The 20,970-nt window shown below is 61.5% G+C and carries 17 protein-coding genes and 1 pseudogene; 2 read left to right on the top strand and 16 right to left on the bottom strand.

Annotated features, from left to right (window positions below; all coding sequences use genetic code 11):
* Positions 1–86: 86 nt before the first annotated feature.
* The gene (locus tag EDE05_RS24940; protein WP_105374236.1) at positions 87–698 is read left to right on the top strand and encodes a TetR/AcrR family transcriptional regulator; all 612 of its coding nucleotides are present in this window, start codon (positions 87–89) and stop codon (positions 696–698) included.
* Positions 699–712: 14 nt separating this feature from the next.
* On the opposite strand, the pseudogene EDE05_RS24935 reads toward EDE05_RS24940, so the two are convergent.
* The 13 genes and pseudogenes from EDE05_RS24935 to EDE05_RS24875 form a co-directional block, all read right to left on the bottom strand.
* Positions 713–866: pseudogene (locus tag EDE05_RS24935) on the bottom strand (GFA family protein); the annotation flags it as partial.
* 77 nt (positions 867–943) lie between these two features.
* Positions 944–1,306, bottom strand: coding sequence for a hypothetical protein (locus EDE05_RS24930; RefSeq protein WP_245422996.1), 363 nt, complete (start codon positions 1,304–1,306; stop codon positions 944–946).
* A 90-nt stretch (positions 1,307–1,396) separates the two neighbouring features.
* A complete protein-coding gene (locus tag EDE05_RS24925; protein WP_105374237.1) occupies positions 1,397–1,789 on the bottom strand; it encodes a GFA family protein in 393 nt (130 codons plus the stop codon).
* A 181-nt stretch (positions 1,790–1,970) separates the two neighbouring features.
* On the bottom strand, positions 1,971–4,166 hold the full coding sequence (locus tag EDE05_RS24920; RefSeq protein WP_105374238.1) for an EAL domain-containing protein: 2,196 nt from the start codon (positions 4,164–4,166) through the stop codon (positions 1,971–1,973).
* A 113-nt stretch (positions 4,167–4,279) separates the two neighbouring features.
* Positions 4,280–5,056 (bottom strand): MetQ/NlpA family ABC transporter substrate-binding protein, encoded by a 777-nt coding sequence (locus EDE05_RS24915; protein WP_105374239.1) that lies wholly within the window; start codon positions 5,054–5,056, stop codon positions 4,280–4,282.
* Between the two features lie 58 nt (positions 5,057–5,114).
* Positions 5,115–5,783 carry a methionine ABC transporter permease gene (locus EDE05_RS24910; RefSeq protein ID WP_105371565.1) on the bottom strand — a complete coding sequence of 223 codons (669 nt, stop codon included), beginning with the start codon at positions 5,781–5,783 and terminating at the stop codon, positions 5,115–5,117.
* Positions 5,773–6,810 (bottom strand): methionine ABC transporter ATP-binding protein, encoded by a 1,038-nt coding sequence (locus EDE05_RS24905; RefSeq protein WP_105371600.1) that lies wholly within the window; start codon positions 6,808–6,810, stop codon positions 5,773–5,775. Before EDE05_RS24905 ends, EDE05_RS24910 begins: the two co-directional genes overlap by 11 nt.
* Positions 6,811–7,188: 378 nt before the next feature.
* The gene (locus tag EDE05_RS24900) at positions 7,189–8,601 is read right to left on the bottom strand and encodes a GH1 family beta-glucosidase (RefSeq protein WP_132413431.1); all 1,413 of its coding nucleotides are present in this window, start codon (positions 8,599–8,601) and stop codon (positions 7,189–7,191) included.
* A 203-nt stretch (positions 8,602–8,804) separates the two neighbouring features.
* Complete coding sequence (locus EDE05_RS24895) at positions 8,805–9,983, bottom strand: Gfo/Idh/MocA family oxidoreductase (protein WP_105371563.1); 1,179 nt, start codon at positions 9,981–9,983, stop codon at positions 8,805–8,807.
* A gap of 192 nt (positions 9,984–10,175) precedes the next feature.
* The gene (locus EDE05_RS24890) at positions 10,176–11,228 is read right to left on the bottom strand and encodes a sugar phosphate isomerase/epimerase (protein ID WP_105371562.1); all 1,053 of its coding nucleotides are present in this window, start codon (positions 11,226–11,228) and stop codon (positions 10,176–10,178) included.
* An 85-nt stretch (positions 11,229–11,313) separates the two neighbouring features.
* The gene (locus EDE05_RS24885) at positions 11,314–12,279 is read right to left on the bottom strand and encodes a substrate-binding domain-containing protein (protein ID WP_105371561.1); all 966 of its coding nucleotides are present in this window, start codon (positions 12,277–12,279) and stop codon (positions 11,314–11,316) included.
* Between the two features lie 82 nt (positions 12,280–12,361).
* Positions 12,362–13,363 (bottom strand): ABC transporter permease, encoded by a 1,002-nt coding sequence (locus EDE05_RS24880; RefSeq protein ID WP_105371560.1) that lies wholly within the window; start codon positions 13,361–13,363, stop codon positions 12,362–12,364.
* Positions 13,363–14,886: a sugar ABC transporter ATP-binding protein gene (locus EDE05_RS24875; protein WP_105371559.1), complete on the bottom strand. Its 1,524-nt coding sequence runs from the start codon at positions 14,884–14,886 to the stop codon at positions 13,363–13,365. The genes EDE05_RS24880 and EDE05_RS24875 overlap by 1 nt, the downstream gene beginning before the upstream one ends.
* Positions 14,887–15,234: 348 nt before the next feature.
* On the opposite strand from EDE05_RS24875, the gene EDE05_RS24870 reads away from it, so the two are divergent.
* Positions 15,235–16,650, top strand: coding sequence for an aspartate aminotransferase family protein (locus EDE05_RS24870; protein WP_105371599.1), 1,416 nt, complete (start codon positions 15,235–15,237; stop codon positions 16,648–16,650).
* A gap of 84 nt (positions 16,651–16,734) precedes the next feature.
* Here EDE05_RS24870 and xylA read toward each other — a convergent pair whose 3' ends face one another.
* The 3 genes from xylA to EDE05_RS24855 all read right to left on the bottom strand — a co-directional run bounded on the left by xylA (position 16,735) and on the right by EDE05_RS24855 (position 20,786).
* Positions 16,735–18,045 (bottom strand): xylose isomerase, encoded by a 1,311-nt coding sequence (gene xylA, locus EDE05_RS24865; protein WP_105371558.1) that lies wholly within the window; start codon positions 18,043–18,045, stop codon positions 16,735–16,737.
* 169 nt (positions 18,046–18,214) lie between these two features.
* On the bottom strand, positions 18,215–19,669 hold the full coding sequence (xylB, locus tag EDE05_RS24860) for a xylulokinase (RefSeq protein WP_134103130.1): 1,455 nt from the start codon (positions 19,667–19,669) through the stop codon (positions 18,215–18,217).
* A gap of 91 nt (positions 19,670–19,760) precedes the next feature.
* Positions 19,761–20,786: a LacI family DNA-binding transcriptional regulator gene (locus tag EDE05_RS24855; protein WP_132413433.1), complete on the bottom strand. Its 1,026-nt coding sequence runs from the start codon at positions 20,784–20,786 to the stop codon at positions 19,761–19,763.
* Positions 20,787–20,970 lie beyond the last annotated feature (184 nt).

Below are 20,970 nucleotides of genomic sequence, written 5' to 3'. Positions count from 1 at the left end.
CGTTACGATAACAGTCGTTATGAAATTTGACATTTGCGGTCAAGGGTTTTAATAACGATCATTATGAAATTAGCTGAGCTAATCTGATGGGTCGCCATCGCGAATTTGATGTGGAGAAAGCGCTCGACGGCGTGTTGTGCGTCTTCTGGCGAAAGGGTTACGAGGGTGCGTCCTACGCTGACCTGACCGCGGCGGCCGGCGTCGAGAGACCTGCCCTCTATTCCGCGTTCGGCAACAAGGAAGCACTCTTCCGCAAAGCCCTTGCGCGTTATTACGAGCGATACCTGGACTATATCCCGGCGGCGCTGAAGCTCCCGACATCACGGGAAGTCGCAGCGCACATTCTTCACAACGCAATCGACCTTAATACCCGTTTTTCCAATCATACGGGATGCCTGGTCATCAACGGTGTTCTGGCTGGGTCGGATGACGCCGAACCCGTGCGGCAAATCCTGATAGAAGCTCGCGCCGTTGCCGAGGCGCAGCTTCGTGGACGATTCGAACAGGCAAAGGCGGAAGGCGACCTTCCCGAAACGGCCAAGCCCGGTACCCTTGCAGCATTCCTCATGGCCGTGCTTCACGGCATGGCGGTGCAGGCAAAAGCCGGTTTCAGTCGCGAAACGCTCGAGGCTGTCGCCGAGCAGGCGCTGTCCTGCTGGCCGGGAGCCAAGTCCACACCATCGGGAAAATCATCCTGAAGGCCTGAGCGGCCCTACTCTTCAAAGCGGCTCGTGGAGTCGCGATCGGTCGTATCGCCGTTTGAGCGGAAACGGCGGCAACCAGGACTCCCGGCGGACGGTCCAGAGCTCGTAGGTTGGCATCAGCTGGTCGGGAGCATCCAGGGATCCGAGGTTGACTTCGACTTCGCCCGCGCTGCAGCGGCGGCCACAATATGCGCTCCGCGGTTAACGTAATGTCTTCAGCGATCGGCCGGAAGCGGCGGTCAGGCCGGTTCAGCAGATGAAACATGAGTCGTGCCGTCCAGCTCGACGTATCGATCCAGGTGCCGTAGCCACTTCCGCTCGATGGCCGCTTCAATATCAATGTCGTTTGCGCGCAGATAGAGTACGAATTGCCCGAACAAATCCGCCGCTTCGTTTTCCAAAGCTTCGCGGGTGCCGCCCAATCCATCGGGGTTCGGTCGGGCCTGACCGTTGATGAGCAGATGTTCGGCTGTGAGTTCCCCGAGCTCCTCCGTCAGTTTGAGCAGATACCAATCCTGGGTCCGCGTAATATTGTGCACCCTTGCGTAAAGCTCTCCGACCCGACCGATACGATCGCTTAATTCCCCGAATGTCGCACTCATTCCCTGCCGCCTCCTAATCTTTTCGAACCGATGCCAGGTGGTTTAGCAGGTGCTTGCGACAGGATCTTTGCGGGGCGCTGCTCCGAAACCTTACTCTTCAAAGCGGCTCGTGGAGTCGCGATCACGGTCGTATCGCCGTTTGAGCGGAAACGGCGGCAACCAGGACTCCCGGCGGACGGTCCAGAGCTCGTAGGTTGGCATCAGCTGGTCGGGAGCATCCAGGGATCCGAGGTTGACTTCGACTTCGTCCGCGCTGCACCCGAAAACGGACGAACCGCAGCGCGGACAGAAAAAGCGTCCGGCATAGTCGCGCGTTTCGCCTTCGATCGTCACTGCATCCTGGGGAAAGATTGCCGACGCGTGAAAAAGGGCGCCATGATGCTTGCGGCAGTCGAGGCAGTGACAAAGGCCGACACGGTATGGGGCACCCGACGCCACGATCCGAACGCTGCCGCAAAGACAACCACCCGTAAACCGGTCCATGGTGAATCTCCTCCAAAGTCAAGGGAGCGAATTGTCTACAAGAATAGCGCTGCCGATATCGCCCGGCTCCTATTCCAGCAGCGGCGGCCACAATATTCGCTCCCGCTGGTAACGCAATCTCCGTGTCCGGCTGGATATCGCCACACAAGCAACTCTCACGACAGGAGAACAATGCGCGCCTTCAGGCCGCGCTCACTCCGTCCGGCATCCGGCCGCCGCGATAGATGGCATCGATCTCTTCCGCCGACATCGGTTTGCCGAACAGATAGCCCTGCAATTGGTCGCAACCGCTGAGCCGCAACGCCAGCGCCTGGTTCTTTGTCTCGACGCCTTCGGCCGTGACGGGGATGTTCAGCGAGCGGGCAAGCGCGACGGTCGCCTGCAGCGTGTCCATCGCGGCACCGCCCTCGTCCAGGGCATGCACCATCGACTTGTCGATCTTCATCCGGTTGAAGCCGAACTGCCGCAGATATCCGACACTCGAAAAACCCGCGCCGAAATCATCCAAAGCGATCTTTACCCCGAGGTGTTTCAGCTTTGCGAGCGCGGCACGGGCGCGCGCCGGATTCTGGATGAAGTACCCCTCCGTCATCTCCAAGGTCAGGCGCGAGGGGTCGGTATCTGTCTTGTGGAAGACGGAGGCGACATGCAGCGCAAAGGCGGGATCGCGGAACTGGCCCGGCGAAATATTCACGGAGAGCTTCAGTTCCGGCCACTGTGCCACGGTCTCGCAGGCGCGATGCAGTACGAAGAGGCCGAGCTGGTCGATCAGCCCGGTGGACTCGGCGATCGGAATGAAGACATCGGGCGGGACCGGCCCGTGTCCTCTTCGGTTCCATCGCGCCAGCGCCTCAACCCCGATCAACGTCCAGCTGCCCGCATCGACCACCGGCTGGTAGACGACGTGAAGTTCGCGCCGTTCGATGGCAATCCTGAGATCGACCTCGAGCTGATTGCGCTCCTCCCGCTCGGCATCCATTTCGGGATGGAAATATTCCGTGCGGCCGCCGCCGCTGTCCTTGGCGCGGTACATGGCCATGTCGGCATGGCGCACCAGTTCCTCACCCGAAATCCTGCCGCTGGGCGATATCGCAACGCCGATGCTCGTGCCGATCGTCGCGACGCGGTCGCCGATCAGGAAAGGCTCGTCGAAAAAACCGAGGATTCGGTCGCTGATCATCTCCACGACCTTTGCGACTTCCCCGGTGGAGAGCGCGATCGCAAACTCGTCGCCGCCGACGCGGGCGAGAACCGTCTCGTCCCCCACCAGTGTCTTGAGACCGGCAGCCACGCCGCGGATCAGCTTGTCGCCGGTAGTGTGGCCATAGGCATCATTGACCTCCTTGAAACCGTCGAGATCGAGATAGAGCAGCACCACATGCGTATGCTTGCGGTGGCTTTCTGTCACCAGTTCGCCGAGTGCGGCAAAAAAACCGGCACGGTTGAGGAGGCCGCTCAACCGGTCGGTCATGGCGAGATGCCGCGCAGCCGCCTCGTCGGCCGCCAGACGGTTCAAGGTTTTGCTGCCGCTGACAAAAAGCAGCAGGAAGAACAGGCCGACCATCACAAGCGCGCCGTAGACCAACGGCCGCACCTCGGAATAGCCGAGGCTTCCAGGCAGACGCGACTGCCAGACGAGCCGCTGCAGCAGCTTTCCATGCATGTTGCGGAGCTCGACAACATTTGGCGTCCGCCCTTCCGCATCGGCAAAACGCAGGCCGTCTATGACATAGGTCTCAGCGAGCTTCTCGACTTTGAGAGCATCGAGGTGGCGCGCGAAAATCAGGAATCGCCGTTTCTCGCGCGGTTGCTCCAGCGGTCCCGCCTTGGGACGGATCAACGCCACGCCGACCGCTGCGACGCCCGTTGTCGTCTGCACAAAGCCTGAAGCTTCAGGCAGAGCATCAGGACCGGCGGAGCCTGCCTTGTCGAATAGCGTCCAGATCGACGAATCGAAATAGTCGCGCGGTTTCCAGGATGCGGGCGCTCCGTCCTGATAGGACATCACCACGTTCTGGTCCTTGTCCATCACGATGGCGACGTCGAAGAGATCGCTGTTGGAGGTCATGTCGCCGTAGTTGCTGACAATCCAATCCTGGTCACCCGCGTAGACGAACTGCGCCGCGTCATCCCAGGCGGCATAGTCATTTAGCGTCGCATGAAGCTGGCTGCGAAACGTCTCGATGGCGCCGGTGGTCGTCTCGCGCGAGCGCGCGTCGTCCGCCCGGTTGGTGTAGTCGGCGATACGGCCGAGCGCGGTCAAAATGAAAATCGTCACCAGCACGACGACGATCGCAAAGGCGAACAGCATCGAGGTCACGGCGGAACGACGGCCGACTGACACGGTGCGCCGAAAACGTGACGGAAGAAACGACATGGAAGACCTCGTTAGTCCTACATCTTTCGCGGGTATTCCTTCAGATAGCGTTAAAAAGAAAGGCCGGACCTCCCGCAGGAGGTCCGGCCCATAAGAGTTTCCTTAAATTCTCGTTACCAGGCCGCGATAACGGCGCCTTTGAAGGTCGTGTTGACGAAGTCCTTCACTTCGGCGCTGTGATAGGCCTCGATCAGCGTCTTCAACCAGGCGGCGTCCTTGTCCTTGGACCTGACGGCGATGACGTTGATATAAGGCGCTTTCTCGCCTTCGCGGGCGATCGGATCCGTCTTCGGATTGAGACCGGCTTCAAGCGCGTAGTTGGTGTTGATGACGGAGGCGTCGACATCATCCAGCGAGCGCGGAAGCTGAGCAGCGTCCAGCTCGGCAAACTCGATCTTCTTCGGGTTCTCCGTCACATCGGCCGGGCCGATCTTCAGGCCCTTGCCGGCATCGACCTTGATGAGCCCCTGATCGGCGAGAATCAGCAATGCGCGGCCGCCATTGGTCGGATCGTTCGGAATGGCGATCGTTGCGCCTTCCTTTAATTCCCCGAGGCTTTTGACCTTCTTGGAATAGACGCCCATCGGGAAGTTGACGGTCTGGGCGACGCTGACGAGGTCGAACTTCCGGTCCTTGACCTGGTTATCGAGATAAGGCTGGTGCTGGAAGGAATTGGCGTTGAGCTCACCATCCGCCAGCGCCTGGTTGGGCACGACATAATCGGAGAATTCGAGGATTTCGATATCGAGGCCCTTGCCAGCTGCGATTTCCTTCACCTTTTCCATGATCTGGGCGTGGGGGCCGGGCGTAACGCCGATCTTAATATCTTCGGCGAGCGCCGGAGCGGCGGCGAAGGCGGCAAGTGCCGCGGCGATAATCAGCTTCTTCATGAGTGTCTCCTTTGGTTTAGTCTTTTCCAGTCCTGGGAGGCTGGTATCTCAAAAAAAATCAGGCCTTGCGGTTGCGCTTGTCGAAGCGGCGGGCGAGCGCATCGCCCGCGCTTTGCACGAGCTGCACGAGCACGATCAGGACGATCACGACGGCGAGCATCACCTCTGGCATGAAACGCTGGTAGCCGTAGCGGATTCCGAGGTCACCGAGCCCCCCGCCGCCGACGGCGCCGACCATGGCCGAATAGCCGATCAGGCTGACGATCGTCATGGTGAAGCCGAGCGTGATCCCGGGTTTTGCTTCGGCAAGCAGCACCTTGAAGACGATCTGCAGCGGCGTGGCACCCATGGCGCGTGCAGCCTCGATCAGTCCCTTGTCGATTTCCCGGATCGCGGCCTCCACAAGACGCGCGAAAAACGGGATGGTTGCGATCGTCAAAGGCACGATTGCCGCATTGGTGCCGATCGAGGTGCCCGTGACAAGCCGCGTGAAGGGAATGATCGCCACGACCAGGATGATGAAGGGTGTCGAGCGGGCCGCATTGACGATCGCGCCGATCACACGGTTGCTGACCGGTGCCGGAAAAAGCTCGCCCTTGCCGCTGGTGGCCAGGAAAATGCCGATCGGCAGGCCGACGAGCGAACCGAGAAGCCCTGCGATCGCCACCATCTGCAGCGTCTGCAGCAGCGATTTCGAAAGCAGGCTGAAGAGCATATCAGGCGACATAGCCGAGCACCTCCGTCTTGAGGCCGGTTGCGGCATAGAAGCGATCGGCGCGTCCCAACACGGCAGGATCCGCCGGATAGGCGACGACGAGCGAACCATAGGGCTCGCCGGCGATCTCCTCGATGGAGCCGGCCAGAATGTTGACATCGGCGCCGAGTTCGGAGACCAGACGCCCTGTCAGGGGCTGGAAAGCCGTCGAGCCGAAAAAGACAAGCCGCACCAGGATGCGGTCGCCGATCGAGGGCTGCGGCTTCAGCTTTGAGCCGATCCAATCCGGCAGCTTGGTTCCGAGTGCGGCGGAAAGCAGCGAGCGTGTCGTTTCGTGTTTTGCCCCGGTGAAGATATCGAAGGTGCGACCCGCCTCAACGATCCTGCCGCGATCGATCACCGCAACGTCGGAGGCGATCGTCTTCACCACCTCCATTTCGTGGGTGATCAGCAGAACGGTAAGCCCGAACTCGGCATTGATGCGCTTCAGGAGGTCGAGGATCGATTGCGTCGTTTCCGGATCGAGCGCCGAAGTGGCCTCGTCGGAGAGCAACAGCTTCGGCGACGTGGCGAGCGCCCGGGCAATGCCGACGCGTTGCTTCTGGCCGCCCGATAGTTCCGCCGGATAACGGTTGGATTTGTCGCCGAGGCCGACGAGATCGAGGAGCGGCGCCACCTTGTCTCGGATTGCCTTCCCGTCGAGGCCGGCAATTTCCAGCGGCAGCGCCACATTCTCGAAGGCCGTGCGCGAAGACAAAAGGTTGAAATGCTGGAAGATCATGCCGACCTGGCGGCGCAGGTCGCGAAGGCCGGTTTCCGAAAGGCCGCCGACCTCGATGCCGTCGACGACGACGCGGCCGGAGGTTGCCTTTTCCAGCCCATTGACGAGGCGGATCAGGGTCGATTTGCCGGCCCCGGACCGGCCGATAATGCCGGTGATCGCGCCGCGCGCAACCGAGAGGTCGACGCCGTCGAGAGCGAGGAACTGGTTCTGTTCACTGCTGCCGAAGCGCTTGGTCACCGCTTCGAAGGAAACCATCGGCTGGACGGCGGCGTGCGGCACCGCCTCGGCAGACGCCGGAAGGCTGCCCGCCTGCGCTTGCTGCACTGTCTGATTTGTCGGGTTCATTTGAGAGCTCATTTCAGCCGCGCAAGCTGGCGCAGCTCAGGTCACGGAAAAGGATGTGCTGCCGCTCAGCAACACATTCGACGTGTGAAGCGCCGATCTACCATTCTCCAGGGCCCTCTTTCAACGACTGATATGCAAGCCGGCCATGCGGCTGCTTGACGCTTTATGACACTGCGCCGCTGCAAATGCCGAGGAAAGAAATTCCAGATAACTCTCCGCATTGAAAAAATGTATGCCGACGGAAATCCGTCAGGCACGCGCCGTCAGGTCAACCCCAGACATTCAAAGTTAGAGCTTGCCTGCCTTGGCCACGCGGATTGCACCGGAATTGCCATGCGGGAATTCAACCGCCAGATCACGATACCATTTACCGCTTTTCTTGATCGTCCGTTCCTGGGTTTCGTAGTTGACGTGGACAAGGCCGAACCGCATCCGGTAACCTTCCGCCCATTCGAAATTATCCATCAGGCTCCAGGCAAAATAGCCCTTCATCGGATAACCGTCCGCGATGAGATCGGCCACCACCGACAGGTGCTCGACATAATAGTCGAGGCGCGGCTGGTCATCCACCTCGCCGGCCACCGGCTCGATGTTGTAGCAGGCCCCGTTTTCGGTGATGTAGCAATCCGGCAGGTCGTAGCGGCGGTAGAGATCCTCGACAAGCAGTTTCAGGCCCGGCGCATAGACTTCCCAGCCGATATCGGTCTTGACGTCGCTGGCGCGCTTGGCCTCCACCGTCCACGGAAAATCGCCCTTGCGCTCCGGATCATCATGGACCCGCAGCGGCGTGTAGTAGTTCAGTCCCCACCAGTCGAGCTTTTGGCTGATGGTCTTGAGGTCGCCTTCTTCCACGACCGGCATACGGTCGCCGAGCGCTTCCAGAAACTCCTCCGGATACGCGCCCTCGAAGATCGGATCAAAAAAAGCGCCGTTGTGGAACTGGTGGGCGCGTTCGCCCGCCGCGCGATCGGCAGGGCTGTCGGAGCCCGGGATGACGGAATTGGCATTGATGACGATGCCGACCGGGACCTTCGGCGAAACCTGACGGATCGCCTCGACGCCGAGCCCGTGAGCGAGGTTGACGTGATGCATGGCGTGAAGAGCCGCCTGCATATTCTTCTCGCCGGGCGCATGGATGCCCCAGAGGTGACTGAGCCAGACGATGCACCAGGGCTCGTTGAAGGTCGCGACCGCATCCAGACGGTCTCCGAACCGGTCCATGACCACCTTGGCATAGCGCTGGAAGGCATAGGCCGTCGAGCGCGCCGCCCAACCGCCCTCGCCCATCAGCGTGAGCGGCAGATCCCAGTGGTAGAGCGTCGCATAGGTCTTGATGCCGCGCGCCTTGCAGCCGTCGATCAGGCGGTCGTAGAAATCCAGCCCCTTTTCGTTGATCGGCCCGGTCCCCTCCGGAATGATACGCGGCCAGGCGATCGAGAAACGATAAGCCTCGACGCCCATCTCCTTGATGAGATCGAGATCCTGTTCCCAGCGATTGTAGTGGTCGCAGGCGATATCGCCGTTGTGGCCCTGATAGACACGGCCCGGCATGTTGGAAAACGCGTCCCAGATGGAGGGCTTGCGTCCGTCCGCCTTGGTCGATCCTTCGATCTGATATGAGGCGGTTGCCACGCCCCACAGAAAATCGCCGGGGAAGCGGGAGGCGAATTTTTTGGGATTGGGTGTCTTGGGATTGGTCATGGGGGCCGCCGTAGCTTGTTGCGGATCTATCGAACCATCTTCGGCGGCGGTTTAACCAAGCCCGGCGCAGTTGTACAGGGTGCGAAGTGATAATTCTGAAACGTTGCAGGAAGAAGGAGACAACTTCTGACAAAAGCCTCTTTTGACCTGACCAACCGGGCATGAACCCGGCTGGCTTTATCAAAGGATTGATGGATGGCCGATCAGGCCCCAGGCTTCACCCAGGCCCCATTCCTCTTCGAAGAGGCGACGCAGGCTTCGACGAAAGCAACGCCCTTCACGCCGTCGTCGACGGTCGGATAGACGACGCCGCTATCCAGTTTGGCGCCTTTCTTTCTGGCATTGATGGCGCGCGCAGCCTCGGTGTAGATCGTCGCGAAGGCTTCGAGATACCCTTCCGGATGGCCCGAGGGGATGCGGCTGACGCGAGCGGCCGCAGCGCCGGCCCCTGCTCCGGCACGGGTGAGCAGGCGTTTCGGTTCGCCGAAAGGCGTGAACCACAGATAGTTCGGGTCCGCCTGAACCCATTCGATGCCGCCTTTGGTACCGTAAACGCGGATCTTCAGGCCGTTCTCATTTCCCGGCGCCACCTGACTGCACCAGAGCATGCCCTTGGCGCCGCCTTCGAAGCGCAGCAGCACATGGCCGTTGTCGTCAAGCCGGCGGCCTTCGACGAAGGTATCGAGATCGGCGGCAAGGCTTTCGAGCGTCAGCCCGGTGATGAAGCAGGCGAGATTATAGGCATGCGTGCCGATATCACCGGTCGAACCACCGGCACCGGATTGGGCCGGGTCGGTGCGCCAGACCGCCTGTTTGGCGCCGGTCTGCTCGACCGCCTCGGTCAGCCAGTCCTGCGGATATTCCACCTGAACGATGCGGATCTGTCCGAGATCGCCGTTGGCAATCATTTCGCGGGCCTGCCGCACCATCGGGTAGCCGGTGTAGTTGTGGGTGAGGATGAAGAGCGCGTCGCTCTCGTCCGCCACTTTCTTGAGCTTCTTCGCATCGGCAAGGTTCGAGGTCAGCGGCTTGTCGCAGATCACGTGGATACCGCGGCGCAGGAATTCCTTCGCCGCGTCGTAGTGAACGTGGTTCGGCGTGACGATGGAGACGGCTTCGATGCCCGTCTTCAGCTTGGCCTCACGGATCGCCATGTCTTTATAGCTGCCATAAGTGCGCGACGGATCGAGTCCGAGGTCGCGGCCGGACGCAGCGGCCTTTTCCGGCGTCGACGACAGCGCACCCGCGACGAGCTCGAACTGGTCGTCCAGCCTCGCCGCCATGCGGTGCACCGCCCCGATAAAGGCGCCCGCGCCGCCGCCCACCATGCCGAGCCGGATCCGCGGCTCCCGCGCCTGTTCGTCCTTGCCTTCGATTGCCATGAAATATCCTCTCCTGAAACCTACAATTGATGAGAGAGCGACCGCCCCTCATCCGCCCTGCCGGGCACCTTCTCCCCGCCCGCGGGGAGAAGGAAACATGCTGCAACCTCTGCGCTCCCTCCGCCACCAAGGCAGGGCACATACCCTCTCACCGTCAAAACGGGGAGAGGGTTAGGGTGAGGGCAATAGGTCCTAAAGCCCCAGCATCCGCCGGTTGGCGGCGTCGTCGGTGCCGCCGCTGGCGAAATCGTCAAATGCTCTTTCGGTGACGCGGATGATGTGAGCCTTGACGAATTCAGCCCCTTCGCGAGCGCCATCTTCCGGGTGCTTCAGCGCGCATTCCCATTCGACCACCGCCCAGCCGTCGAAATCGTTGGCGGCCATCTTGGAGAAGATCGCACCGAAATCCACCTGCCCGTCGCCCGGGGAACGGAACCGACCGGCCCGGCCGACCCAGCCCTGATAACCGCCATAAACACCCTGGCGGCCGGTCGGATTGAACTCCGCGTCCTTGACGTGGAACATCTTGATCCGATCCTTGTAGATGTCGATGTGATCGAGATAGTCGAGGCACTGCAGCACGTAGTGCGACGGGTCGTAGAGCATGTTGGCGCGTTTGTGGTTCTTCACCTGCGCCAGGAACATCTCGAAGGTGACGCCGTCATGCAGGTCCTCGCCCGGATGGATTTCGTAGCAGACATCGACGCCGCAATCCTCCGCATGATCGAGGATCGGCGTCCAGCGTTTTGCGAGTTCGTCGAAAGCTGTCTCGACGAGCCCCGCCGGGCGCTGCGGCCACGGATAGATGAACGGCCAGGCGAGAGCGCCGGAGAAGGTCGCGTGAGCCTTGATGCCGAGGTTCTTTGACGCCGAGAGGGCCATCTTCACCTGCTCGACCGCCCAGGCCTGCCGCGCCCTCGGATTGCCGCGCACTTCCGGTGCGGCAAAGCCGTCGAAGGCCTCGTCATAGGCCGGATGCACGGCGACCAGCTGGCCCTGGAGATGGGTGGAAAGCTCCGTCACCTCGATGCCGTTCTGGCGCGCGATCCCTGCGAATTCGTCGCAATAATCCTTGGAGGTCGCCGCCTTCTTCAGGTCGATGAGCTGTCCGGCCCAGGTCGGCACCTGCACGCCGATATAACCCTTCTCCGCCGCCCATTTGGTGATCGCATCCCACGAATTGAACGGCGCGGCATCGCCCGCGAACTGACCGAGAAAGAGGGCGGGTCCCTTGATCGTCTTCATGGTTTTACTCCCTGGGTAATGACGGCGAAAATGACAGACATGAAAAAAGGCGCGCTCCGTCGACGGCGCGCGCCTTGGCAATAAATTAGAACGGAGAATCCGGGAAATAGAAGTCCTTGGCGTTCTCCTTCGTCACCAGCGTGGCATCGAGGATATATTCGCCGCTGACCGGAACCTGGTCGTAGAAATGGGCGGCGGTGAGCTGCATGGCGGTTGCCACCATCGACGGCGGATAGAGCACGTCGACCGGGATCATCTTGTCGCCGTCCATGACGCGCTTGACCATGTCCTTGGAGCCGGCGCCGGCAACCACATACTGGATGTCGGTGCGCTTGGCTTGCTGGATGGCTTCGAGCACGCCGACCGCCATGTCGTCGTCCTGACACCAGACCACGTCGATCTTCGGATATTTGGTGAGGTAGTCCTGCATGACGCGGAAGGCGTCGTCGCGGTTCCAGTTACCGTACTGCCGCTCCAGGATCTTGACGCCGGAGCCTGCGATACCCTTGTCGAAACCATCCTGGCGCTGCTGGTCGATCGGGATGGGCAGGCCACGGATGACGACGACTTGGGCGTTCGGCGTGGTCTTCTTGATGTATTCGCCCGCAACCTGGCCAAGCGCCGGGTTGTTGCCGGCGACATAAAGGTCACGAACCGAGTTGTCATTGTTCGACGGCGCACGGTCGACCAGAGCGACGAACTTGCCCGAATCCTTGACCTGCTGGATGGCGTTGACAAGCGGATCGGGATCGGTCGGCAGGATGACGAGGCCGTCGATGCCCTGAACGGCAAGATCCTGCACTGCATTCGCCTGGCTTGCCGGATCGGGCGAGGTCTTGACGATGACGTTCAGACCCTTGTGCTCCTGCATCAGAAGCTTGGCGACGCGTTCGGCATGGAACACGACGCCCGCCGTCCAGCCGTGGTCGGCCGCCGGAATGGAGACGCCGATGGTCACCTTCTTCTCCTCCTGCGCCCAGCCGAGGCTGGGACCGACGGCGACCGAAGCAGCGAGCGCCGCGGCAGCCATCCCGAAAGTTCTTCTACGCATGTTCTCTCTCCCTAGCATCAGGTCTTTTCATTCGTGATCGGACGCGACCCGGAGCCCGACCAATCTCCTCACGTGTTGCGTTTCATTTTCGCATCAGCGACCGCTGCACCAGCATGGCGATGATGATGATCGCTCCCTGGATGGCGCCGATCAGGTATTCGCTGACGAAATTCGAAAGCAGCATGATATTGCCGACGATTTCGAGAATGAAGGCGCCGCAGACCGTGCCCCAGATGCGCCCCACCCCTCCGCGCAGCGCCGTGCCGCCTACGACCACCGCTGTGATCGCCTGCAACTCCCACAGAATGCCGGTTGTGGCAGAGGTGGAGCCCAGGCGCGGGACGTAGAGCAGCACGGCGACTGCGACGCAGAGGCCCTGGATGACGTAAGCCACCGTGCGGACCCTGTTGACGGAAATACCGGAATAACGCGCCACGTCCTCGTTCGACCCGACGGCGACCACATGCCGGCCGTAGCGGGTGCGATAAAGAACGAAGGCACAGATGGCCGCGGTCACGAAAATGATGATGATCGGCACCGGAATGCCGCCCACCGAGCCGAAATAGACCGGCCGGTAGAGCGCCTGCAGCTCGCGGTCGCGCAGCGTGATGGCGCCCCCCTGGGAGAGCCAGGTGGTAAGCCCGCGATAGATGCCCATCGTACCGAGCGTAGCGATAAAGGGTTCGATGCGGCCGATCGTGGTGATCAGCCCGTTCGCAAGCCCACACGCGGCGCCCATCGCGATCGTCAGACCCATGCCCGCAATCAGCAGCAGCGTTGGATCGGCAATCGTTCCTGAATTCAGAAACAGGATCATCAGGCTCGCCACAAAGGCGACCATCGAGCCGACGGACAAATCGAGCCCGCCCGACGAGATCACATAGGTGGCGCCGAGCGCGATGATCGCGATGAAGGCGCTGCGGGTGATGACGTTGAGAATATTGGCGACCGAAACGAAATTCGGGTTGGCGAAATAGCCGAGCACCAGGAGAAGTGCGAGCGCAATGAACGGCGCGATCGCCGCCATGTCCCAGTCCTTGGATGTCTTCGGCGCCTTCGCCGGTTCGGTTGCGACGGAACTCATCAGGCCGCCTCCCCCGTTTTCACGCCCGTCGCAAGCTGGACGATCTCATTCTCGTTCATATGCTCTCCCGTCACCTCGCCGACGATCCGGCCGGACCGCATCACCAGAATGCGGTCGCAAATGCCGATCAGCTCCGGCATTTCGGAGGACACGACGATGATCGAACGCCCTTCCTCAGCCAGCCTGGCGATAAATTTGTAGATCTGTTCCTTGTTGCCGATGTCGATGCCACGCGTCGGCTCGTCGATGATGACGATCGAGGGGTCGAGCATCATCATCTTGGCAAGCAACAGCTTCTGCTGATTGCCGCCGGAAAGCTGACCGGCCAGGATGTCCTTCCGGCCGGTGCGAATGTCGAAATCGCGGATCGCCTGATCGAGCGCCTCGCTCTCCCGCTTCCGGTCGATCTGCAGCGCGCCGACGAACTTGCCGAGCGAAGAGAGCGTCAGGTTGACGCGCAGGTCCTTGCTGAGCAGCAGGCCCTTGCCTTTCCGGTCTTCGGAAAGGTAGGCGATGCCGGCCTTCAGGCTCGTATGGACGTCACGGAAATCGACGGGCCGGCCGTTGAGACGTACGGCGCCACGGCTCGGACGAAGGCCGACCAGACCTTCCATCAGCTCTGTGCGGCCCGCGCCGACCAGCCCGGCGAAGCCGAGGATTTCGCCCTTGCGAAGCTCGAAGGAAGCGTCCTGCGCATAACCGGGGACATTGAGATGAGCGACCTGCAAGACCGCTTCTCGCGCCGCCGCTGCCTGACGATCGGGATAGAGCTTCGCCACGTCGCGGCCGACCATCAGGCGCGCCATGTCGGCCGGCTCAAGCTCGCTTGCCGGATGCGATGCAACCAGACGACCGTCGCGCAAGACGGTTACGCGGTCGGCGATCTCCTTCACCTCCGGCAGGCGGTGCGAGATATAGAGCACCCCAACACCCTTGGCACGGATGTCCTTGATGACCTTCAGGAGCGCTTCGGTCTCGTGAGGCGTCAATGAGGCGGTCGGCTCGTCGAAGATGACGATCCGGTGCGGCACCAACAACACCCGGGCGATCTGCACGATCTGGCGCTGGGCGATCGACAGTCGCGAAACGATCGCATTGGGATCGATATCGCCGCCGAGATCGCGGATGGCGCTTGCCGCGCCTTCGTTCATGGCTCGGTCGTCGATGAAGATGCCCTTGTGCAGTTCACGGCCGAGATAGATGTTCTGTGCGACGGTCAGATCCGGAGCGAGCAGGATTTCCTGATGCACCAGAACGATGCCGCGATTTTCCGCATCCACCGGGCCCGAGAAACTCACCACCTCGCCGTCCATGCGCATTTCGCCGCGAGTCGGCGGCTGGTTGCCCGCAAGGATTTTCATCAAGGTTGATTTGCCGGCGCCGTTTTCGCCGATGATGGCATGCACCTCGCCGGGACGGACAGTGAGGTTGACGTCCTTCAGGACCTCGACAATGCCGAAGGTCTTGGAAAGGCCGACAGCCTCCAGAAGCGGCGCTAACGGACTCGTCTCCGGTTCCGTCATGGATGGACACCCCGCAGGCTGCAACGGCCGATCCCGCAAGGGGTCGCCGCGGAACCGACAGCGCGTATCGAAACAGCGAACTGCACCCTGAATTTCCTCCCGACGACGACGCTAACCGAGTTTCTGAGGTACGTAAAGCAGGATTGTGCGAAAATAGTGGTTTGCCTGGATGGCCTTTACAACCAAGGATGCGGACGCGACTTCCGCCGTTCCGGCAACTACCTCGAATTACTTAGGGAGTTCATCGGCAATTCAACCGGTGAACGAGGGTTTGCGGTGCCTCTCGGTCGCGACGAGGATCAATGGTCGGTGTATGCTTGCGGAAAAATGGTTTTGGGAGCGACCGCGATGACGACTGAGACACTGTTTTCCATGGCGGCACGCCTTGCAGCGGATTTTCGCGCATCGGTCCTCAACCGCCCTCATCGCCCTGGCCGGGACTATGCAGCATCGGTCGAGGCTTTTTCCGAAGATTTGCCGAAGCAGGGAACCGATATGGAAGATGTCTTGGCTTTGCTTGCCGAAAAGGCAGATCCGGGCCTCCACCTGATGGTTGGGCCGCGGTTTTTCGGCTGGGTCATCGGCGGCTCCCATCCGGTGGGCGTCGCCGCGGATTTTCTCACCAGCGCCTGGGGACAGAACGCCGGAAACCACACGGCCTCGCCCTCGGCAGCCGCCGTCGAGACCGTTGCGGCCCGCTGGCTGCTCGACGTTCTGTCGCTTCCGCCGGGATGTTCGGTCGGTTTCGTCACCGGTGCGACGGTTGCCAATTTCACCTGCCTTGCAGCGGCGCGAAGCCAGGTGCTGCGGAACGCCGGCTGGGACGCGGATGCCAGAGGCCTGTTCGGCGCACCTCCGATCACTGTCCTGATCGGGGATGACGCTCATACCACCGTCTTCTCGGCGCTGCAGTTCCTGGGGCTCGGACATGATCGCGTGGTCCGGATAGCGACAGACGACCAGGGCAGGATCGACAATGTCGCCTTCGCCGGGTCGATTGCCGAAGTGAACGGCCCGGCCATCGTCATCCTGCAAGCCGGACAGATCAATACGGGCGCCTTTGACGATTTCGCCTCGCTCATCCCGCTGGCAAAGAGCAAGAACGCCTGGGTCCACCTAGACGGAGCCTTCGGCCTTTGGGCGCAGGCCTCTCCCAAAACCCGTCACCTCGCCGTTGGCTTGGATCAAGCCGACAGCTGGGCGACCGACGGGCATAAATGGCTGCAGACCCCCTATGACAGCGGCTATGCGATCGTCAGGGACGAAACCGCCCACCGCCGCGCCATGACGATCGCCGCCAGTTATCTGCCGCTCGCCAGCAACGACGAGCGCGATCCCTCCCATTATGTGCCTGAGCTTTCGAGACGTGCCCGGGGGTTTCCCACCTGGGCGATGATGAAGCATCTCGGTCGCGACGGAATCACTGGACTTGTCGACAACGCCTGCGATGCAGCGGTCCTGCTGGCGGAAAGGCTCGCGGCTGAACCTGGAATAGCCGTCGTGAACGAAGTGGTCCTCAATCAGATCGTCCTGCGTTTCGGCAGCGACCTGCCACCGGAACAGGGCGATCAACTGACGAAAAATACGATTTTAAGGCTGCAGCAAGAAGGATCGATGTTTGCCGGCGGCGCGAGCTGGCGGGGCAGGCAGGTGATGCGCCTTTCGGTCATCAACTACCAGACGACGACCGATGTGGCGGCGGATGTGGCCGAAACGATCGTCGAAGCCTATCGCGCTGTCAGATTCGGCCATGCTTCGGTCTGAAACACCGACGGAGGGCTGTTCTAGCCCTCCGTCGGAGCCCAGGCTCCTGAAAACCTGGGCGTTCTCCGAGAAAGAGGCGGACCGTCAAACGTAGCGGTTGACGACGTTTTCCAGATATTCCTGGCGGCCGGACTTCGGCTCGGGGTTGATGTTGTTCTTTTCGACCCACGCGGCGATATCGTCCAGCTTGTATTCGCCGCGCAGCATCTTCTGGTATTCCGGGCTGTCCCATTTCTCGTAGCGGGCATCCAGCGGCTTCTTGAGCGCGCCGTCGTCCAGCATCTTTGCCGCCGCCTTGATGCCGCGGGCGCAGCAATCCATGCCGCCGATATGGCCGATCAGGAGGTCCTGCGGGTCAAGAGACTGGCGGCGGAGTTTGGAGTCGAAATTGGTGCCGCCGTTCTGGAAGCCGCCGCCGGAGAGGATGTGGTAATAGGCGAGCGCCATTTCCGGCACGTTGTTCGGGAACTGGTCGGTATCCCAGCCGGATTGGTAGTCGTTGCGGTTCATATCGATCGAACCGAAGATGTCGAACGTATTCGCCATGGCGATCTCGTGTTCGAAGGAATGTCCGGCAAGGATGGCATGGCCCTGCTCGATATTGACCTTCACTTCCTTCTCGAGCCCGTTCTTCTGCAGGAAGGCATAAACGGTCGAAACGTCGTAGTCGTACTGATGTTTGGTCGGTTCCTGCGGCTTCGGCTCGATCAGGATCGTGCCTTCGAAGCCGATCTTGTACTTGTACTCGACCACGAGATTGAGAAAGCGGCCCATCTGGTCGAGCTCGCGGGTGAAATCCGTATTGAGAATGGTCTCGTAACCCTCGCGACCACCCCAAAGCACGTAATTGGCGCCGCCAAGGCGCTTGGTGGCATCGAGGCAGGTCTTCACGGTCGCGGCAGAAAAGGCGAAGACATCCGGATCCGGGTTGGTCGCGGCACCGGCCATATAGCGGCGGTTGGAGAAGAGGTTCGCCGTGCCCCAGAGAAGCTTCACGCCGGTCTCGGCCTGTTTCTTCTCGAAATAGTCGACGATCTCGTTGAGGTTCCGGGTGTTTTCGGCAAAGTTGTTGCCTTCCGGGCGCACGTCCGCGTCGTGGAAGCAGTAGAACGGCGCGCCGAGCAGTTGGAAGAACTCGAATGCGACGTCGGCTTTCAGCTTCGCCGCCTGCATGGTGTCCTCGAACCAGGGGCGCAGGAAGGTCTGGCCTCCAAAGGGGTCGCCGCCCGGCCAGGTGAAGGTATGCCAGTAGGCGACCGCAAAGCGCAGATGGTCTTCCATGCGCTTGCCGCCGACGATCTCATCAGGATTGTAGTGACGGAAGGCGAGCGGATTGGTGCTCTCCGGCCCCTCGTATTTGATCTTCTGGATGTCTCCGAAAAAGCCTGTGCTCATGGTTGTTTCTCCTTGGGTATTCAAATTGTCCGGTTGGTTCATGAAGCGCCCCCTCATCCGACCCTTCGGGCCACCTTCTCCCCAAGGGTAGAGGGGGACTGAAGCACCGCCGCGATCCTTCTCCCCTTGGGGAGAACGTGCCGGCAGGCGGATGAGGGGGCGCCTCGGTTTAATGCGCCAAGACCCGCACCGCCGGGTAGGCAGCTCGGTAGCGGGCGTAGGCGGTTTCGTAGGCCCCGCTCAGCGAAGCGACCGGCTCGATCGTCTCGTCGGTCTTCGGCGCCGAGCAGACGGTAAGCGGATCAGCACCCGTCGCCGCGATCAGGCCAAGGCGAGCGGCACCGAAAGCTGCGCCGAAATCACCGTCCGCAGGGATATCGACCGGCACGCCGAGCGACGTTGCGATCGAAGCGAGCCAGTAGCGCGAGCGCGAACCGCCGCCGATCGCAGTCACCCGGGAAATCGAGGTGCCTGCAGATTTCAGCGCCTCGAGATTGTCGCGGATAGCAAAGGTCACGCCCTCCAGCACCGCCTGCGTCAGCGCCGCACGGTCCCTTTCGTGCCCGAGGCCGATGAACGAGCCGCGGATCACCGCGTCATTGTGCGGCGTGCGTTCCCCGGAGAGATAGGGCAGGAAGGTGACGCCGGTCGGCGCCTTCAGCCTGTCGCCAAGTTCCTGGGTCAATTCGGCGGCGGACCGGCCGGCAATGTGCGAATACCAGTTGAGCGCGTCGGTTGCCGACAGGATGACCCCCATCTGGTGCCAGGTCTTCGGCAGCGCATGGCAGAAGGCATGCACGGCACTTTCGGGCTTCGGCAGATAAGAGCCATTGGCAGCAAAGAGCACGCCCGATGTACCGAGCGAAACAAAGGCATTGCCCTCTGCAACCGTGCCCATTCCGCAGGCGGAGGCGGCGTTGTCCCCTGCCCCGCCGGCGACCACGACACCGCCGGAAATACCCCAGGCAGCCGCCAGTTCGCCGCGCAGCTTGCCGGCCTGGTCCGTGCCTTCGACGAGCGATGGCATCTGGCTTTCGGAAAGGCCGGTTGCCGCAAGCAATTCGGACGACCATCTGCGCGCGCCCGTATCGAGCCAGGAGGTTCCGGCCGAATCCGACATTTCCGAAATATGTTCGCCGGTCAGCCAGAGACGCAGATAATCCTTCGGCAGCAGCACCTTGGCCACTCTGGCGAAGATTTCCGGCTCGTTGTTCTTCACCCAGACGAGTTTCGGTGCGGTGAAGCCGGGGAAAACGATATTGCCGGTCAGCTTGCGGAAAATCGGATTGGCGTCGAGCGCTGCGGCTTCTTCATAGGAGCGCGTGTCGTTCCAGAGGATGCAGGGACGCAGCACCTTGTCCTCGGCATCGAGCAGTGTCGCGCCATGCATCTGACCGGACAGGCCGATGCCCTTCACCGCGGCCAGTTCCTTCGGGAACTTCGCCTTGAGGCCCGCGACCGCCTCCTCCGTCGCGCGGATCCACTGGGCCGGCTCCTGCTCCGACCAGCCGGAATGCGGACGCGAGACGTCGAGCGAACCGGTCGCCGAGCCGATGATCTTCTGATCGCCGTCGATCAGCATCGCCTTGACGCCGGAGGTGCCGAGATCGAGTCCCAGATACATGGTGTTTCTCCTTTTTCCGCCGACTTTTCTCCGGCGGTTTGTTTGTTTTAGGCGCACCCGCAGCCGCCTCACGCTGTGCGTGCGGCACCGTTCAGGGCAGATTGTCCTTCAAGAAAATGTCGATGCGGATGCGCTCCTGCGCGGCGATCACCGGCAAGCCGTCCGCCTTGGCCGTGAGCACCCGGATGGCGCTGCGGACTTCGTGCCCCGCATCCTGATTCAGAACGGCATCGATAACCCCGCCGACAAGGGCGGAACGTGTGGAATTGGTAAGCTCGTGAGCAATCACGACCGGCCGCTTGACGATGTCCGCCTTCTGGATCGCGCGGATCAAGCCGCGATTGCCGGCGCCGAGGCTGTAAATGCCCGCGATATCCGGGTGCCGACTGAGCGTATCGGCGACCATGCTCTCGGCAAGCACCGGATCGTCGCGCCCTTCCAGCACCGGCAGGACGACGATGTTAGAATAGTGGTCGCCGATGACGGCCGAAAAACCTTCCAGACGCTCCCGATGGTCGCGCACCAGCATGGAACCCGCCAGCACCGCAACAGTCGCCTCGCGACCGCTCAGAAACCGGCCCATCAGGCTGCCCGCCGTGCGCCCGGCAGCGATATTGTCTATCCCCGCATAATGATCGCGCGACGAGTCGGGCAGGTCCGAAACCAGGGTGACCATCGGAATGCCCGCCTCACGAAGGCGCATAGCCGCCTCCCGGACGCCCGGCGCATCAATGGCGACAAAGGCGACGCCGGCCGGCTTTTCGGCCAGCACGTTCTCGAGCGCGGCAACGAGAGCCTTGGCATCGAAGGGCGGAACGTCGACGATCCGGATCCTGGTCCGCTCCGCGCTTGACCGGGCAACCGCGCCGCGCACTTCCTCATGCAGGCCGATCATGAAGGAATTGTCGTTTTCCGGAAGGATGAAGACGAAGGAATAGGTTCGTCCCTTGGCAAGGTTTGCCGCCGCCAGATCGCGCACGTAGCCGAGCGAGGCGATTGCCTCCTCCACCCTGGCACGCGTCACGCCGCGAACACCCGGCCGGCCGTTGAGAACCCGGTCGACGGTCGCAAGGCTGACGCCCGCACTTTTGGCGATGTCATGCACTGTGGGCTTCATGAACTCCTCCGCAAAGAGGTCCTAGCTCAATTTTTGAGGTACGTAAATCAGAATTTCGCAGACGCCGCTCGAAGTTCTGGAAATCTACCCCAATCGGGATAGGGGGGAGCCTATTGGCTCCGCCCCTCCCACACCACCCGGCATGCGGGTCCGCACCGGGCGGTTGGAGCAGTTGAGGTCGTCA

Source organism: Neorhizobium sp. R1-B, from assembly GCF_004368875.1.
Classification (GTDB): Bacteria; Pseudomonadota; Alphaproteobacteria; order Rhizobiales; family Rhizobiaceae; genus Neorhizobium; species Neorhizobium huautlense.
The sequence above is the reverse complement of the archived record's forward strand: the minus strand, read 5'-3'. Positions and strand labels throughout refer to the sequence as shown.